Here is a 14953-nt window from a genome sequence, read left to right as displayed (position 1 = left end):
CCCGGGTGGTGCGGACCAACCGATTTTGGCGGAGGCTGCGCGGCGGGATTCGAACCTGGATGCTGCGGACCAACCGATTTTGGCGGAGGGTGTGGGATTCGAACCCACGAGGACTGTCCCCAGCCCTGGGCGCTTTCAAGGCGCCTGCACTCGTCCACTATGCGAACCCTCCAGGCGATGACCACCATAGCGGCCCGGGCGGGGACCCCGCGCGCGGGACGCGTGTGCACAGGCTGTGGACGGTCTGAGCCCGCCGCATGGCCACCGCGGTGCACAGCCTGTGGATAACCTGAGCGGCTCGTCAGCCGGTGCGCCGGTGGATGCGGTGCTTCGTCTCCTCCGGCAGGGCGTCCGCCGCGGCCAGAGCCGGGAGCAGGTCCGGCTCCAGGGTCAGGGCGCGAAAGGTCAGGGCGATCGTGACCTCGTGCGCCGGGCGGTGCTCGACGGTGATCCGGTCGCCGACCTGGACCTCACCCGGCTCGATCACCCGCAGGTACGCGCCGGGCAGGGCCGCCTGTGTGAAGCGCTTGATCCAGCCCTCCTTCCGCATCCAGCCCTGGAACGTCCCGCACGGGATGCGCGGGCAGGAGACCTCCAGCACGAGCCGGTCGCCGACGCGCCAGCGTTCGCCGATCAGCGCGGCGTTGACGTCGAGGCCAGACGTGGTGAGGTTCTCGCCGAAGACGCCGTTCGGCAGTTCCCGCCCGAGCTCAGCGGCCCAGCGGTCCAGGTCCTCGCGCGCGTAGGCGTACACCGCCTGGTCGTCTCCGCCGTGGTTCCGGATGTCGTACACCCGGTCGCCGGCGAGGCCGACGGCGCCGGTGCCCTTGGGCCCCGGCGCCGTGACGGCGACCGGCCCGTCGACGGGACGTTTGTCGATGCCCGTGACGCCCGAGTCCTTCCAGGGGTTCGCGTGCGGTCTGCCGATGTTCACCGAGACGATAAGCGTCATGCTCGAACGGTAGGCAGACCCCGGCGGCGATCGCGACCGATTTGTGCCCCGGCTACCCGGTGGTGATGAAGTCGCCCGGCTTGGTCACGACGGGGGATTCGAGGTAGAGGCTCTTGTACTCGTCCTGGATGCCGCTGTTGTGGATCTGGATGGCGAGGGGTCCCACGCGACCGGCGGTCTTGTCGGTGAATTTCAGGACCTCGACGGCCTTGCAGGTGGCCGCGTCCGACTTCAGGGGGCAGCAGGCCATCCGCGCCACCCCGGTCGCCTGGGTGGCGACGATCTCGCACTGGCTCCACTTCTTGACGTCCCACTTCGGGTGGTCGTACTTCGTGAAGAGGCTGCCGCCGCCGTTGTTGTGCCCGGGTCGATAGTCCCAGTGGCCGCCGTTCGGCGGCTGGAACTGGATGGCGCTGAGAGCGTCGCGGATCGGGTCGGTCGTGCCCCAGATGAGAACCGTGGGGGCGTGGTCGCCCTTCACCTGGCGGACGTTGAAGATCCACCGGAAGTCGCCGGCCTGGGTCTTGTTGTAGTAGATCCATCCGCGGCCGGCGGTGCCGGTGCCGTGGATGGCGCCGTTCTTGACGGTCCAGCCGGCGGCCTTGTGGGGTGTCCAGCCGTCGAGGGTCTTGCCGTCGAACATCGAGACGAGGTTCGGGTCGCCGTACGGGTTGGGATCGGCGGTGGCGCTCGCCGCCGGTACGGCGACGCCCGCCAGGAGCAGTGCGAGCCCCAGGATGAGGGCTCCGAGTGAGCGATGGAACATGACCGCTGACCTCCTCTGGCCCGACGCCGGACCATGTCTCCGCGGCTGCGGAGGGATCCGGCGCCCGTACGACGGCGGCCGTCGTACGGTGTCGGAGGACTGCCAGGGGTCAGTCGCTAGGAAAACCTTTTCACCCCGACGTTAGGACGGCGGGCGAGGCGAGTCAAGGTCGTCGATTCGGAGTTCGAGCGCGGCCTCTTCGAGCAGCGTGAACAACCGCACCCGGCGGAAGGGCGGTGCCGGCCCTTCCATCCCCAGCCGGGCCCACGCGACCTGCACGGTGTGGTGGATGAACTGCCGCGCGGCCAGGAAGAGGAGCATCGCCAGCGGCAGCTCGCCCAGCGCCGCGGTGAGGACGGCCGTCCAGAGATCGGGCCCGCCCCAGCTCAGCATGATGTCGAACCAGGCGTCGCAGAGCAGCAGCGTTCCGGTGACGATGGCGCCGACGATCGCCAGTTGCCGTTTCCGCCAGATCGCCCACGCCGTGGCCGCCAGAGAGAGAAGCAGGGCGACGTCGAAGCCGGTCCACGCGGCCTGCCACTGCCCCGCCGTGTACCGGACGGGCAGCGTGAGGGCGAGGAAGACGATCCACGGGATCAGGAAGACGCAGCAGGCCAGCAGGAAGGTGAGACCGCGTCGCCGGCGGATGCGAAGGCGCGGATCGGCCAGCGGGTCCGGCCGGTGGTCCAGGGTGATCAGCGCGCGCATCAGAGCGGCGCGCTCGCGCGGGTCCAGCCGCGAGAGCTCCTCCGGTGTGATCATGCGGCCTCCCGAGGCGTCATCCGTCCGCCGGCCAGTGCCGCCAGTCGAACGCGTCGCGCCACCCCGGGGCGTCGGCCGCCCAGGCGGTGAGGACCTCGTGGACCTGCCGCAGGTCGACGGCGACGGCCTCGAAGTGCTGGTCCGCCGCGCCTTCGCGGTACTCCACGGCGAACGTCCCGTCGGTCTCACGGTAGACCTGCATGTAGTGCCCGGTGTCGGGGGCGTCGAGCCGGTCCACGATGAGGTACTGGTTGCCCGGGCCGAGTTCGCCGAGCAGCTGGAGCAGCAGGACGCTGGAGGGGGCGTCGTACGCCGTCCCCTGCGCTGTTTCAGCGCGCAATCCCGATCTGCCCACCCGTGCGACGTTATGCGACATTTCGAGGTGCTGTGAAGCGACGAGACAGCGCGCGGATGCGGCCTTTAGGCTCCCCCGGCATCACCACACATGCGGTGATTTTGTGACAACGGGGAGCATCATCTTGACGAGCATCAAGCGCGTGGCGACGGTCGCGGGCGTGGCCGCCGCGGCGACGTCGCTCTCGGTCGCCGCCTGGGCGATGACCGGCGATTCCCATCCCAACACGAAGAACGTCTCGGCGACCCGGCCGCAGTCCTCGGCCGTGAACTCCGCCGCCACCTCCGCGACCGCGCCAGGTGAGCAGGCGTTGGCGGCCACCGGAGCCAAGCGCGCCCCCGGACTCCTCAAGGCCGGGCAGATCCTCAAGGCGGGGCAGTACGTGCGCTCGCCGAACAAGACGTACGCGCTGATCCAGCAGACCGACGGCAACCTGGTGCTGTACAAGGGCAAGAAGGCGCTGTGGAGCAGCCTGACGGGGACGCATCCCGGGGCTTTCGCGGCGATGCAGACGGACGGCAACCTCGTCGTCTACAGCAAGGCCAAGAAGGCCCTGTGGGACTCCGGCACCGGCCGCCACCCGGGCGCGTTCCTCGCCGTCCAGAACGACAGCAACCTGGTCATCTACAGCAAGGCCAAGAAGGCGCTCTGGACGCGGTCCATCACCATCGAGCGCCTCCAGCCTGGGTACTCGCTGAAGGCCGGCCAGGCGGTGAAGTCGCCCAACGGCCGGTACACGCTGCTCATGCAGACCGACGGCAACCTCGTGCTCTACCAGGGCAAGAAGGCCCTGTGGAGCACCATCACGGGGCGGCACCCGGGGGCGTACACCCTCATGCAGACGGACGGCAACCTCGTCGTCTACGGCACGGACCGCAAGCCGCTCTGGTACTCCAACACCGCCGGGCACCCGGGCGCGTTCCTCGAGGTCCAGAACGACGGCAACCTGGTCATCTACGGCACGAACAACAAGCCGCTGTGGTCACGGCACCTGTACAACGGGATCCTCGGCCCCGGGCAGAGCCTGCGCACCGGTGACGGGGTGCGCTCGCCGAACGGCGTCTACTCGCTGTTCCAGCAGACCGACGGCAACGTGGCGCTGTACAAGGGCAAGGAGGCGCTGTGGAGCACGAAGACCCAGGGCGCCGGCGTCTACAGCGTCATGCAGACGGACGGCAACTGGGTCGTCTACAGCGCGGCCGGCAAGCCGCTCTGGTACTCCAACACCGCGAACAACGCCGGCGCTTCGCTGGCGGTGCAGGATGACGGCAACCTGGTGATCTACGCGACCGACCATCGGGTCCTCTGGGCATTCAAGAAGTGACTCCGGCTCCGCGAGCCCCGCATCCTTGCCGTGCGGGGCTCGCGGTCTGTCCGATGTGGGAAAAGATCCGGTGCTGCTCGCCGAACCTCCACTATCGTCACGTGCATGGCGAAAAACGAACAGGACCCCGCGGGGAGCACCCAGCAGTTCCGGGCGTTCCAGAGCGAGGGCGAGTCCGCGCCGTCCGGTCCGAACACCGGACTGATCATCGGCGGCGCGGTCGTGCTGCTGGTGGTCGTCGTGGTGGTCGCGCTGCTCGTCGTCTGACGCCGAGCGCCAACGCGTCAGCGGCCGCTCTCGGAGAAGTGCTGGAAGTCCCAGGGTCCGCCCCAGGTGCCGCCCCAGCCCCAGCCGATCGACCGGAACGCGCGGACCACCTTGTCACCCGCGTGGATCACACCGGGATCCGTGCGCTTGCGGTTCCCGTACTTCACGCAGGCCGGATGCTCGATGTGGCCGTTCGGGTGGACGTAGGGGTTCTCGCAGGTGTTCACGTCGACGGCGAGTCCGTAGGCGTGCTGTGACCAGTTGCTGGATCCGGTCGCGTTGCGGCAGTTGAACGCCGAGGTGTTGTCGGCCTCGATCGAGTCGAAGTCGCTGCCCTTGTACTTGTCGACGAGCTCCATGCGCCGGATCGGATAGCGCTCGTCGTACAGCTTGTGGAAGACGGTCACGATCTTCGGGGCGACGCGGGCGTTGACGATCATCTCGCCGTCGTGCTGCTTGTGGTCCATGCCCCAGTAGGTCATCTGGATCAGCCGGAGACCGTCGATCCCGACCGGGCAGCCGGAGTGCCAGGAGTATTTCACCGTCGCGCGCGACGGAATCTTCATGATCTTCGCGGTGAAGGCCTGCGGTTTCGCCGACGCCTTGGTGGCGGACGGCGAGTGCGTCGGAGTGGCGGCGGCCTGGGTCGATGAGACCGGCGACGTCGCCGGGGCGGCCGGTGGCTCGGCCGAGCCCGACGAACTCCCGCCGCAGGCCGAAAGGGCCAGGGCCGTGCCACCCAGGACGGCGGCCAGGGTGAGGCGTTCCATAACGGAAGCATTACATGCGGCCGCCGATGCTTCGTCCCAAATCACCAGGAGAACTACGCTGCCGCTACGGCCCGGCCAGCCGATCCCCGAGGACCGATCATGACGGAAACAGGCGACAAGCGGCGACCGCCACTCGGGATGCGTGAGATCACCGCGGTGGGGAGCGGGCTCGGCACCTTCATCCTCGTCGACTCGATCATGATGTACTCCGCGTTCGAGATGAACATCATGGGCGGCAAGGACTTCAGCCTGCTGTCCCAGGCGCTGGCGCTGCTCCTGCTGGCGTTCGGCCTCGGTGGCTTCCTCGCCTGGAAGATGACGGGGTTCACCCGGCTGTACGGCGTCGGGCTCATGTGCGGCTGGACCTTCATGACGCTGTTCTCGCTCGGCTTCTGCACCGGGTTGAACACGTGACCGGTCAGCGCACCTTGGCGACCTGCTCGGTGACGGCGCCGAACGCCCGGCCGATGGCCTTGAGGTCGTCCGGGTCGATGACGTCGATGAAGAACTCCCGTACGGTGGTGACGTGATCACGCGCCGCCTTCTCCAACAGGGTGAATCCCTCGTCGGTGAGCTCGGCGTTGACCCCGCGCTTGTCGGCGCCACAGGTGCCGCGGGCGACGAGGCCCTTGCACTCCAGGCGGGCCACGGTGTGGGAGAGGCGGCTCCGCGACTGGCTGGCGAAGTCCGCGAGTTCGGCCATCCGCAGCCGCCGGCCGGGTGCCTCGGACAGCCGCACGAGGATCTCGTACTCGGCGGTGCTGAGCCCGTGCTTGGACTTCAGGTCCCGGTCGAGGAGATCGGCCAGCCGGACGCTGCCCTCGATGTAGGCGCGCCAGTCACGTTGTTGTGCGGCATCGAGCCAGCGCGGTTCGGTCATGTCTGCATCATACATAGTGATTGAAGTTTCAACAAACCTTCGTTACCGTGTCACCCGACACTTTCGGCGTGCCGGCGGCTTGGCGCGGCGGAATAGTTGAAACTTAAATCATGTTCCCTCGGTCATACCGACCAAGGAGGTTCCGATGCCCGCCGTGACCGCCGATCCGCTGACCCTGACCCGACTGCCCCGTCTCCCCGAACAGGAGACCGCCTGGCGGCCGGTCAAGAAGATCATCACCGCCTCGAAGCACCTCGAGGGGGAGGGCTTCCAGGTCCGCCGGCCATTCCCCGGCATCGACCTGTCGCTCGCCGACCCCTTCCTCCTGCTCGACCACATGGGCGCCGTGGAGTACGCCCCGGGCGAGGCCAAGGGCACCCCCTGGCATCCGCACCGCGGGTTCGAGACCGTGACGTACATCATCGACGGCGCCTTCCAGCACCAGGACACCACGGGCGGCGGCGGCCTCATCGCCGACGGCGCCACCCAGTGGATGACCGCGGGCGCGGGGATCCAGCACATCGAGCAGCCCACGCCCGAGCTGGTCGCCACGGGCGGGCTCTTCCACGGGGTGCAGCTGTGGGTGAACCTGCCACGCGCCCAGAAGTGGGTACCACCGCGCTACCAGGACATCGAGTCGCGCGACGTTGCGCTGCTGACCAGCGACGACGGCTCGTCCATCGTGCGGGTGATCGCCGGCGAGCTGGCGGGCCACAAGGGGCCGGGCGTCACGTACACGCCGATCACCTACCTGCACGCGACCGTCGCGCCCGGCGCCCGGCTGACCCTGCCGTGGCCGCGCGATTTCAACGCGCTCGCCTACACGCTCTCCGGGCGCGGGCAGGCGGGCCCGGACGGACGCCCGCTGGACGAAGGACAGCTCGCCGTGTTCGGCGCGGGCGACGCGCTGACCGTCACGGCGGCCGACTCGCAGCCCCTCGCGAGCCGGAACGGCTGGGAGATCCTCATCCTCGGCGGCCTGCCGATCCGCGAGCCGATCGCGCGGTACGGGCCCTTCGTCATGAACACCCGCCAGGAGATCATCGAGGCCTTCGAGGACTTCCAGGCGGGCCGAATGGGCACCGTGCCCGCGGAGAAGGTCCCGCACCGCAGCAGCGCCGACGAGCGGCTGTCCTGACCTCACCCCCGCCCGGGGCGGGATGCGGCCATCGAGTTCCAGGCCCGGCGCACCGTCGAGGTCGCCGACACCTTCCTCCGCGGCCGTTCACAGGCCTGAGCCTGAGCCGTTCGTGATGAACACTCGCCAGGAGATCATTGAGGCCTTCGAAGATTTCCTGGCGGGCCGTGGCGCACTCTAAGCCGTGGGGCAGAACACCGACTTGAGGGCGGCCGTGATGCGCTGCGGCACGGCGGAGCGCTCGGCATCGCCCATGGCCAGTGTCATGGACACGGCGAACTGCAGGCGGCCGTCGGAGGAGGTGTAGGTCGCGGCGGTGAAGCCGGGGGCGCTGCCCCCGCCCCCTGGGCCTGGGAAGAACTCGGGGTTGCCGGCGCACGGGCCACCCGGGGGCAGCGGCGGCTGGCCAGGCGGCGGATCGTTGATCAGTTTGGTCAGAGACTCAGGCAGGAGCCTGCCCTGGCGGAAGGCGCGGTTGAAGGCGCTGAGGTCGCGCGCGGTGGAGATCACGCCGCCGGCGCCGAGCAGGGTAGTGGCGTTGATTTTGTCGACATCTTGCAGTTTGCCCGTCTCGTCTGGGGCGTAGCCGTGCCCGTGCGGGCCCTTGATGCCCTCGGAGGCCTTCATGGGCAGGTAGGTATCACGCATTCCGAGCGGGACGAAGAGCCTCCGGTTGAATTCGTCCGCCAGTGACCTCCCGGTCAGCTTCTCGATGATCATTTCGAGCAGGATGTAGTTGGTGTTGGAGTAGTTGAAGGTCCCGATCTCCACGGGCCGAGGCTTCTTGCGCGAGGCCGCCACCAGATCGATCGGGCGGTAGTTGCGCGTGGGGTCCGCGACGTCCGGGCCGATAACGTCAGGGATGCCCGAGGTCATCTGGATCAGGTTGCGTACCGTGATCTCATCGGCCTTCTCCACCAGGTCCTTTTTCGCCACCTCCGGCAGGACCTTGCTGAGTTTGTCGTCCAGGCTCAGCTTGCCCTCCTTGACCAGCTGCAGGGCCACGGTGGCGGTCATGCGCTTGGTCTGCGAGCCGATCCGGTAGCGGGCGGTGGACGGGATCGCGCCGCCCTTGCCGTCGAGCAGGCGGGACCCGGCCGATCCCTTCCCGACCCGCTTGCCGTCCAGGTACACCTCGCCGATGGCGCCCACCACGTCGCCTGTCTTCACCAAGGCTTCCATCGCCTTCTGCACGTCCCCGGCCTTGACAGGGCTGGGAGATGTTGAGGCGGTGGCGGGCGCGGCCACGCTCAGAGCCAGCGCCGCCGCGGACGCCACCGAGGCGACGCGGGTCACTGTCACTCGACGCGAAATCATGAAAGCTCCCTCTCTGAATCCGAATGCGGATACCGAGCCAGAGTTCTAGCGAGGGAGTGGTCACAACGGCGTCACAAACGGAGTGATGATCTCACGCTTGCCAAAGCGCGATGCCACGGCGCGGGTCGGGCGGCGATCCGCTGTCCGTGCCGGTCGCGCCGAGTGTGGTGAAGGTGGCGTGTCGCCAGCGGGCGAGGCTTTGTTCAAGCGGGCCGATGTGATCACGTTGGGCGCGCCGACGCGGTACGGCCTGCCCGGCTACGGCGACCCGATCCAGTTCCAGGCGGGCAACCCGTACGGTGCCAGTCACACCTCGAACAACGGCGAGGACCTGCCGGGCGACGTGGAGCGCGCCGCCATCGAGTTCCAGGCCCGGCGCACCGTCGAGGTCGCCGACACCTTCCTCCGCGGCCGTTCGCAGGCCTGAGCCGCCATCCCATGCCAGGCCGAGATGCTGGGCCTCGACTCCGTCTGGCGCGGCGACCCACTGACGGCCCGGCCCCGGCGGTCCATGCCGTACTGACTGCTCGGAAACCGCGCCCATGGTGCGACGATTTGCAGGCTTTCGCTCTACCGGAGGCGCAGTTGCCGAGCATTCTGTACACGATTGCGACTATCAGGCCGTCACGAGATGCGTCCCTGCCGTCGGTGTTGACGCGCAAATGCGGATGAACCAGGCATCGTCCCGTCCATAACGACGGCAAGGCGGCGACACTGACGGCAAGGCGGCTGTTTCCCGGCCGCGCCCGCCGAACGCGCTGCGCCCGTTCGCACGCGACACAACCGGTGCCGTCACGATCTTTCGTTGCCGCGTGGCGACCGGCCAGCCCTGGATGGGGCCGGGCTGTGGCTGGCCAAGGAGACCCTCCCATGGCGTGTGATGGCCGAAATAACGGCTGAACGTCGCCGACGGGCGAGGGCGTTTGTTCCGCGCTGTTTGGTCAGTATAAAAGAATTCTCGTCTAGCCAAACAGTGCAGAATGAGGGTAGTCGCCCCGGAGGGAAAAGGTCTCGTAATCCGCGGCGAATCCCCTGGCTCAGTCGTCGCCCGCGTCGGGGCGGTCGAGCTCCGCGAGCATCTGGCGAGCCACGTCCGGGTACTTCCCGATGAGGACACGCAGTTGTGCCTCCTCGGCGATGCGGCTTGCGCCGATGAACGGCGTTCGGCGCAGCAGGTCCTGAAACTTCGCCAGCGATCGGAGGAGCTCGTCTCCCGAGCTCATTCCGTTCCCCTCCTTACGTGAAGCTCCGCCCAGACGGTGTTTCCGTCGGGCCGCTCCAGGTAGCCCCAGCGATAGCCAGGGGGGAGTGCGATGCCCAGGACGGACCCGCAGGCCCGAGAGCGGATCGTGGCCGGCGTCGCCGACATGATCAGCCGGCGCGGCTTGAATGCCACGAGCATCCGTGAGATGGCCAAGCACGCCAACGCGCCGCTGGGTTCCACGTATCACTACTTCCCCGAGGGCAAGCAGCAGCTGGCGACCGAGGCCGTTCGCTACGCCGGCGAGACGGTCGCCCGCGGGCTGCGCAAGGACCTCCAGGCGGGGCCGGTCGCGGGGCTGCGGTCATTCCTCGCCCTGTGGCGCAAGATCGTCATCGGTACCGACTTCCACGCCGGCTGCCCGGTGCTGGCCGTCTCCATCGAAGAGCCCCCGACCGAGGAGATCCCGGCCCCCGTGGTGGCCGCGGCAGAGGTCTTCGACGAGTGGGAGAGCCTTCTGGCCGCCTCGCTGCGGGAGCACGGAGCCGAGGATCGGCAGGCGGCGCAGCTCGCGACGCTCATCGTCGCGGCCGTCGAGGGCACCGTCGCCATGTGCCGCGCCAAACGCAGCATCGAGCCCCTCGACCACACCGCCGAACAGCTCCAGGCCCTCGTCAGCGGGGCCATCACGGGCTGAACCGGCCCTCGGGAGCCGCCTCGAAGCCAGCATGCATGCAGTCTGTACGTACATGCTGCATGTATGTATGGTGAGCGACATGATCAAGATTGGTTTGCTGCTCCCCACCCGTGAGGCCGCGATCAACGGCGACCGGCAGGTCTCGCGGCTCATCGACTTCGCCCGCCGGGCGGAGGCCCTGGGCCTCGACTCGGTCTGGGCCGGCGACTCGCTGACGGCCCGGCCCCGCGTCGAGCCGCTCACCCTCCTATCCGCGGTCGCGGCAGCGACGACCACGCTCGAGGTCGGTACGGCCGCGCTGACCGGCGCGCTGCGGCAGCCGCTGCTCGCCGCGCACGCGATCACGACCCTGGACCTGGTCAGCGAGGGCCGGCTGACGCTCGGTCTCGGCGCCGGGTTCCCCTATCCCCAGACTGAGGCGGAGTTCACCGCAGCCGGCGTGCCCTTCACCGAACGGCTCGGCCGACTGCTGGAGACCGTACGGCTGTGGCGTTCCCTGTGGAGCGCCGACCGGCCGGACGCCTTCGAGGGCCGCTACTGGCGGTTCGACGGGCTGACCGGCCTGCCCGCCCCCGCCCGACCGGGCGGCCCGGCGCTCTGGCTCGCCGGTGCGGGTCCCCGGGCGGTCGACCGCGTCGGGCGGATCTTCGACGGCTGGCTGCCCTACCTTCCCGAGCCGGAGGAGTACGGCCGGCAGCGCGGAGAGATCGACGAGGTCGCCACGGCGGCGGGCCGTGATCCTGCGGCGGTCACTCCCGCGCTCTACGTGACCGTTCTCCCACAGGACGACCCGGTGCGGGCCCGCACCGACCTGGAGTCCTACGTGAGGGCGTACTACGGCATGTCCCTCGATGACATGGCCCGGCTGCAGGCGTTCGTCGCCGGGACGCCGGAGCAGTGCGCCGAGCGCCTGGCCGCGTACGCCGACGCCGGCGCCCGGCACTTCGTCATCCGCATCGGGTCCCTCGACGCGCTACCCCATCTGAAGTCCGTCGCCCGGATCGCGGACGCCGTACGGCAGGCGGCCGGCCGAGAGCCGGCGAGCGCCCGATGAGCCGCGAGGAGGTCGTGGCCGGGCTGTCCGGCCAGTACGCGGTCTTCGCCGCGCTGATCGACGGCCTGACCTCGGAGGAGTGGGACACGCCGACCCGGTGCACCGGATGGCAGGTTCGCGATGTCGCCGGTCACGTCGTCGGTAACGCGGTCGACACCGTGAACGGCGTCGCCGGCACGCGTACGCCGGACGAGCAGGCACGGGCCTTCCGGGGCGAGGGTCCGGATGATCTCGCCGCCGCGCTGCGATCGGCCGCCGGACGCCTCATCCCGCTCCTGGAGAAGCTGGACGACCGCGTCTGGGATCGCCCGAGCCCGGTCCCCGGCCGGTCGATCGGGAACGGTGTGCACACGCTCTGGTACGACACGTTCGTGCACGGCGATGACGTTCGCGCGGCCCTCGGCCGGCCCGACGATCGTGGGCCCGGGCTCGCCGGAAGCGTCGACTGGCTCCGCGACGAGCTGGAGCGGCTCGGCCGGGGGCCGTACCGGCTGGTCCTGGATGGGCTCGGTGAGTACGCGATCGGCGCGGGCGGTCCGGTGCTGCGCGGGGATCCGCTGCGGTTCACGCTCGTCGCGACCGGCCGGGCGGATCCGGCGGAGTTCGGGACGGACGCCGGTGTCAACGTGCACCTACCATGATCCTATGAGCCGCAAGGTGGAGCAGGGTGAGGCGACGCGCGCGGCGCTCGTCGACGCGGCCGTCGCCCTCTTCACCGAGAAGGGCTACGCGGACACGTCGACCGCGGAGATCGTGCGGCGGGCCGACGTGACGCGCGGCGCGCTCTACCACCACTTCGCCGACAAGGAAGAGCTGTTCCGCGCGGCCCATGAGGCGGTGGAGAAGGACATTTTCGAGCGGGTTCGCATGGCGGTGGAGAAGGCCGAAGACGGGGGCGTCGAGCGGTTGAAGGCGGGCGTCGACGCGTTTCTCGACTCCTGTCTCGAGCCCGTGGTCCGGCGCGTCCTGCTGACCGAGGGGCCGCTGGTGCTCGGGTGGGAGCGCTCGCTGACCTTCGACAATCCGTACTGCTCGCGTCGGCTGCTGCGGGCCGCGGTGGGGGAGCTGCGCCCCGGCGAGGAGCCCGAGCCGCTGGCCCACCTGCTGTACGGCGCGATGCTGCAGGCGGGGCTGGTCGTCGCGGCCGACCGGGAGCGGCGTTCGGTGATGGGGCGCTCGTTGTCAGACCTCATCGATACTTTGTTCGAGGGATAGCTGGGTTCCGGCTGACGCGGCCCTCCGCGTGCGCTACCGTTGGGACGACTTCGAACACAGATTCGATGTCCTGTCCGCGCACGTTTTGAGGAGGCGGGGCCGGTGGCGACTCTCACCGCTCCGGGCGCGACACGGTGTCGGTCGCGTCGCCGCGCGACACGCCGTAGCGCTTTCTACGGAAATCTACGACCGCAGCTATATCCCCTCATAGAGTCCGAGAGCGTGGACCCCGTCCGTAATCCGTACGCCCCCGGCGCGGGACAGCGCCCCCCGGAGCTCACCGGGCGCGACCGCGAGCTGCGGCAGTTCGAGGTGGTCCTCGAACGCGTCGCGCACGGCCGTCCCGAGCGCAGCATGATCCTGACCGGCCTGCGCGGCGTGGGAAAGACCGTGCTGCTCAACACGTTCCGCTCCATGGCGATCCAGAAGCTGTGGGGCACCGGCAAGATCGAGGCCCGGCCGGACCAGTCGATCCGCCGGCCCGTGGCCTCCGCCCTGCACATGGCGGTGCGCGAGCTGGCCCCACGGCACCGGGCGCCCGACCGCATCGAGGAGTTCCTCGGCGTGCTCAAGGCGTTCGCGCAGGCCGACGCCGAGCCACCCAAGGGCAAGGCGGCGCCGCGCCGGTGGAACCCTGGCATCGACGTGCCCGCGGCGCGCGGCCGGGCCGACTCCGGCGACCTGGAGATCGACCTGACCGAGCTGTTCGTCGACGCCGCGTCGGTGGCCACCGACCTCGGGGTCGGGATCGCGCTGTACGTCGACGAGATGCAGGACATCCCGGCCGACGACGTCTCGGCGATGTGCGCGGCCTGCCACGAGCTGTCCCAGAACGGCGGCCCGCTCATTGTGGTCGGCGCGGGGCTGCCGCACCTGCCGGCGGTGCTGTCGGCCAGCAAGTCCTACTCCGAGCGCCTGTTCCGGTACGCCCGCATCGACCGGCTGGACCGGGAGGCCGCCGACCTGGCGCTGCTGGCCCCGGCCGAGCGCGAGGGCGTGATCTTCACCCCGGACGCCCTCGACGCCCTGTACGAGGCCGCGGACGGCTACCCGTACTTCGTGCAGGCGTACGGCAAGGTGGCCTGGGACATCGCGCCGGAGAGCCCGATCAACGACGGCGACATCAAGGTCGCGGCCCCGGAGGCGGAGGGGGAGCTGGCCGTCGGCTTCTTCGGCAGCCGGTACGAACGCGCGACCCCGGCCGAGCGCGACTACATGCGCGCCATGGCGTTGCTGGGCGATGATCCGGTGCCGACCGCGACCGTCGCCGACGAGCTGGGCCGCAAGCCGTCCAGTCTCTCGCCGGCCCGGGACGGTCTGATCAAGAAGGGGCTCATCTACAGCGCGGAGCGCGGGCTGGTGGCGTTCACCGTCCCGCACTTCGGCCATTTCCTCAGGTCACAGCCGGTCTGAGGCTCCGCTACCGCTGTCTATCGCACTCTTGGAATGCTCCTAGAGAGTCGTAGAGAGTGCCATCGGCATGCCGTCTCGACAGGAATATACGGCTGTCTAGTCGCTCTCCTAGAAAGCGTTAGAAAAGACGATGGCCGCCCGGTGGTCTCCATCGGACGGCCGTCGAGTTCTTTATACGCAGGTCTAGCGATCAGCGAAGACACCCTTATACAGAGGCAGAGAGGCCGATGAGGTCGACGGTGCGCACCACCTGGGCGAACCGCCCGTGGTGCAGGCTCGCGGCGGTGGCGCGGGTGAGCTCCTCCGCCGTCACCGTCTCGCCGTCCGGGCCCACGGCGTCGAACGTGTGCATCGCGTCGATCGGGTAGAGCACGTCGTATCCGAGGTTGCCGCCCATGCGGGCCGTGGTCTCGTTGCACATGTTCGTCTGAATGCCGGCGATCACGAGCTGGCCGATCCCGCGCTCGTGGAGCCAGCCGTCGAGGTCCGGCTTGCCGTAGAACGCCGAGTTGACGTTCTTGGTGACGAACAGGTCGGGCCGGGTGTCCCCGAGTGCCTCCAGCACCACGTCCTTGAGCTCGTTGCCGGGAGACCCCGCCGCGAGCGGCGAACCCGAGCCCGGACGGCTGTCGTGGCGGACCAGCACGATAGGCCGGCCGGCCGATCGCCAGGCCCGGATCAGGGCCACGATGTTCTCCTCGGCGGCCGGGTTGTCCCGGCGGCCCCAGTACTCGTCCTCGAAGCCCTTCTGGACGTCGATGACGATGAGCGCGGTGTTCTCCGTGAGTTCGGTCATGTCATCGAGCATCCCGCCGACAGCGAACGGCCACGAGTGGCAGAAA

19 protein-coding genes and 1 tRNA gene are annotated in these 14953 nt (G+C 69.2%); 10 read left to right on the top strand and 10 right to left on the bottom strand.

Annotated elements, in window-relative coordinates; genetic code table 11:
- Positions 1-80 precede the first annotated feature (80 nt).
- The 5 genes from AB0I04_RS10455 to AB0I04_RS10435 form a co-directional block, all read right to left on the bottom strand.
- Positions 81-172: transfer RNA gene (locus AB0I04_RS10455), tRNA-Ser, on the bottom strand.
- Between the two features lie 129 nt (positions 173-301).
- A complete protein-coding gene (locus AB0I04_RS10450) occupies positions 302-952 on the bottom strand; it encodes an MOSC domain-containing protein (protein WP_360881851.1) in 651 nt (216 codons plus the stop codon).
- A 52-nt stretch (positions 953-1004) separates the two neighbouring features.
- Positions 1005-1718, bottom strand: coding sequence for a family 16 glycoside hydrolase (locus tag AB0I04_RS10445; RefSeq protein ID WP_360881849.1), 714 nt, complete (start codon positions 1716-1718; stop codon positions 1005-1007).
- Positions 1719-1859: 141 nt separating this feature from the next.
- Entirely contained in the window at positions 1860-2480 is a 621-nt protein-coding gene (locus AB0I04_RS10440) for a hypothetical protein (protein ID WP_360881847.1), read from the bottom strand.
- Between the two features lie 16 nt (positions 2481-2496).
- Entirely contained in the window at positions 2497-2835 is a 339-nt protein-coding gene (locus AB0I04_RS10435) for a hypothetical protein (protein WP_360881845.1), read from the bottom strand.
- A 124-nt stretch (positions 2836-2959) separates the two neighbouring features.
- On the opposite strand from AB0I04_RS10435, the gene AB0I04_RS10430 reads away from it, so the two are divergent.
- Positions 2960-4159: a hypothetical protein gene (locus AB0I04_RS10430; RefSeq protein ID WP_360881843.1), complete on the top strand. Its 1200-nt coding sequence runs from the start codon at positions 2960-2962 to the stop codon at positions 4157-4159.
- Positions 4160-4264: 105 nt separating this feature from the next.
- The gene (locus AB0I04_RS10425; protein ID WP_360881841.1) at positions 4265-4426 is read left to right on the top strand and encodes a hypothetical protein; all 162 of its coding nucleotides are present in this window, start codon (positions 4265-4267) and stop codon (positions 4424-4426) included.
- A gap of 17 nt (positions 4427-4443) precedes the next feature.
- Here the strand turns inward: AB0I04_RS10425 and AB0I04_RS10420 are convergent, their stop codons facing one another.
- On the bottom strand, positions 4444-5196 hold the full coding sequence (locus AB0I04_RS10420; RefSeq protein ID WP_360881839.1) for a M15 family metallopeptidase: 753 nt from the start codon (positions 5194-5196) through the stop codon (positions 4444-4446).
- A 99-nt stretch (positions 5197-5295) separates the two neighbouring features.
- Here AB0I04_RS10420 and AB0I04_RS10415 point away from each other — a divergent pair, with 99 nt between their 5' ends.
- Positions 5296-5610 (top strand): hypothetical protein, encoded by a 315-nt coding sequence (locus AB0I04_RS10415; RefSeq protein WP_345440637.1) that lies wholly within the window; start codon positions 5296-5298, stop codon positions 5608-5610.
- A gap of 4 nt (positions 5611-5614) precedes the next feature.
- Here the strand turns inward: AB0I04_RS10415 and AB0I04_RS10410 are convergent, their stop codons facing one another.
- Positions 5615-6076 carry a MarR family transcriptional regulator gene (locus AB0I04_RS10410; RefSeq protein WP_360881837.1) on the bottom strand — a complete coding sequence of 154 codons (462 nt, stop codon included), beginning with the start codon at positions 6074-6076 and terminating at the stop codon, positions 5615-5617.
- A gap of 145 nt (positions 6077-6221) precedes the next feature.
- Here AB0I04_RS10410 and AB0I04_RS10405 point away from each other — a divergent pair, with 145 nt between their 5' ends.
- Positions 6222-7214 (top strand): pirin family protein, encoded by a 993-nt coding sequence (locus tag AB0I04_RS10405; RefSeq protein WP_360881835.1) that lies wholly within the window; start codon positions 6222-6224, stop codon positions 7212-7214.
- 177 nt (positions 7215-7391) lie between these two features.
- Here AB0I04_RS10405 and AB0I04_RS10400 read toward each other — a convergent pair whose 3' ends face one another.
- Positions 7392-8531 (bottom strand): serine hydrolase domain-containing protein, encoded by a 1140-nt coding sequence (locus tag AB0I04_RS10400; RefSeq protein ID WP_360881833.1) that lies wholly within the window; start codon positions 8529-8531, stop codon positions 7392-7394.
- 178 nt (positions 8532-8709) lie between these two features.
- Between AB0I04_RS10400 and AB0I04_RS10395 the strand changes: the two genes are divergently transcribed.
- Complete coding sequence (locus tag AB0I04_RS10395; RefSeq protein ID WP_360881831.1) at positions 8710-8958, top strand: hypothetical protein; 249 nt, start codon at positions 8710-8712, stop codon at positions 8956-8958.
- Positions 8959-9568: 610 nt separating this feature from the next.
- Here the strand turns inward: AB0I04_RS10395 and AB0I04_RS10390 are convergent.
- Positions 9569-9754, bottom strand: a complete 186-nt coding sequence (locus AB0I04_RS10390; protein ID WP_360881829.1) for a hypothetical protein — start codon at positions 9752-9754, stop codon at positions 9569-9571.
- Between the two features lie 90 nt (positions 9755-9844).
- On the opposite strand from AB0I04_RS10390, the gene AB0I04_RS10385 reads away from it, so the two are divergent.
- The 5 genes from AB0I04_RS10385 to AB0I04_RS10365 all read left to right on the top strand — a co-directional run bounded on the left by AB0I04_RS10385 (position 9845) and on the right by AB0I04_RS10365 (position 14111).
- Positions 9845-10429, top strand: a complete 585-nt coding sequence (locus AB0I04_RS10385) for a TetR/AcrR family transcriptional regulator (protein ID WP_360881827.1) — start codon at positions 9845-9847, stop codon at positions 10427-10429.
- A gap of 79 nt (positions 10430-10508) precedes the next feature.
- A complete protein-coding gene (locus AB0I04_RS10380) occupies positions 10509-11483 on the top strand; it encodes an LLM class flavin-dependent oxidoreductase (protein WP_360881825.1) in 975 nt (324 codons plus the stop codon).
- Positions 11480-12124, top strand: a complete 645-nt coding sequence (locus AB0I04_RS10375; protein ID WP_360881823.1) for a maleylpyruvate isomerase family mycothiol-dependent enzyme — start codon at positions 11480-11482, stop codon at positions 12122-12124. The genes AB0I04_RS10380 and AB0I04_RS10375 overlap by 4 nt, the downstream gene beginning before the upstream one ends.
- Positions 12125-12128: 4 nt before the next feature.
- Positions 12129-12698: a TetR/AcrR family transcriptional regulator gene (locus AB0I04_RS10370; RefSeq protein ID WP_360881821.1), complete on the top strand. Its 570-nt coding sequence runs from the start codon at positions 12129-12131 to the stop codon at positions 12696-12698.
- 222 nt (positions 12699-12920) lie between these two features.
- Positions 12921-14111: an ATP-binding protein gene (locus tag AB0I04_RS10365; RefSeq protein WP_360881819.1), complete on the top strand. Its 1191-nt coding sequence runs from the start codon at positions 12921-12923 to the stop codon at positions 14109-14111.
- Positions 14112-14316: 205 nt separating this feature from the next.
- Here the strand turns inward: AB0I04_RS10365 and AB0I04_RS10360 are convergent, their stop codons facing one another.
- Positions 14317-14907, bottom strand: a complete 591-nt coding sequence (locus AB0I04_RS10360; protein WP_360881817.1) for a cysteine hydrolase family protein — start codon at positions 14905-14907, stop codon at positions 14317-14319.
- Positions 14908-14953: the final 46 nt, after the last annotated feature.

The organism is Actinoallomurus sp. NPDC050550 (genome assembly GCF_040655075.1).
Classification (GTDB): Bacteria; Actinomycetota; Actinomycetes; order Streptosporangiales; family Streptosporangiaceae; genus Actinoallomurus.
The sequence above is the reverse complement of the archived record's forward strand: the minus strand, read 5'-3'. Positions and strand labels throughout refer to the sequence as shown.

Excerpts from the sequence above, each read along its gene's own strand:
- AB0I04_RS10360 (WP_360881817.1), bottom strand. The coding sequence starts at position 14,907 with ATGACCGAACTCACGGAGAACACCGCGCTCATCGTCATCGACGTCCAG.
- AB0I04_RS10380 (WP_360881825.1), top strand. The coding sequence starts at position 10,509 with ATGATCAAGATTGGTTTGCTGCTCCCCACCCGTGAGGCCGCGATCAAC.
- AB0I04_RS10400 (WP_360881833.1), bottom strand. The coding sequence starts at position 8,531 with ATGATTTCGCGTCGAGTGACAGTGACCCGCGTCGCCTCGGTGGCGTCC.
- AB0I04_RS10445 (WP_360881849.1), bottom strand. The coding sequence starts at position 1,718 with ATGTTCCATCGCTCACTCGGAGCCCTCATCCTGGGGCTCGCACTGCTC.
- AB0I04_RS10450 (WP_360881851.1), bottom strand. The coding sequence starts at position 952 with ATGACGCTTATCGTCTCGGTGAACATCGGCAGACCGCACGCGAACCCC.
- AB0I04_RS10385 (WP_360881827.1), top strand. The coding sequence starts at position 9,845 with ATGCCCAGGACGGACCCGCAGGCCCGAGAGCGGATCGTGGCCGGCGTC.
- AB0I04_RS10390 (WP_360881829.1), bottom strand. The coding sequence starts at position 9,754 with ATGAGCTCGGGAGACGAGCTCCTCCGATCGCTGGCGAAGTTTCAGGAC.
- AB0I04_RS10415 (WP_345440637.1), top strand. The coding sequence starts at position 5,296 with ATGACGGAAACAGGCGACAAGCGGCGACCGCCACTCGGGATGCGTGAG.
- AB0I04_RS10440 (WP_360881847.1), bottom strand. The coding sequence starts at position 2,480 with ATGATCACACCGGAGGAGCTCTCGCGGCTGGACCCGCGCGAGCGCGCC.
- AB0I04_RS10370 (WP_360881821.1), top strand. The coding sequence starts at position 12,129 with ATGAGCCGCAAGGTGGAGCAGGGTGAGGCGACGCGCGCGGCGCTCGTC.
- AB0I04_RS10420 (WP_360881839.1), bottom strand. The coding sequence starts at position 5,196 with ATGGAACGCCTCACCCTGGCCGCCGTCCTGGGTGGCACGGCCCTGGCC.
- AB0I04_RS10425 (WP_360881841.1), top strand. The coding sequence starts at position 4,265 with ATGGCGAAAAACGAACAGGACCCCGCGGGGAGCACCCAGCAGTTCCGG.
- AB0I04_RS10405 (WP_360881835.1), top strand. The coding sequence starts at position 6,222 with ATGCCCGCCGTGACCGCCGATCCGCTGACCCTGACCCGACTGCCCCGT.
- AB0I04_RS10375 (WP_360881823.1), top strand. The coding sequence starts at position 11,480 with ATGAGCCGCGAGGAGGTCGTGGCCGGGCTGTCCGGCCAGTACGCGGTC.
- AB0I04_RS10410 (WP_360881837.1), bottom strand. The coding sequence starts at position 6,076 with ATGACCGAACCGCGCTGGCTCGATGCCGCACAACAACGTGACTGGCGC.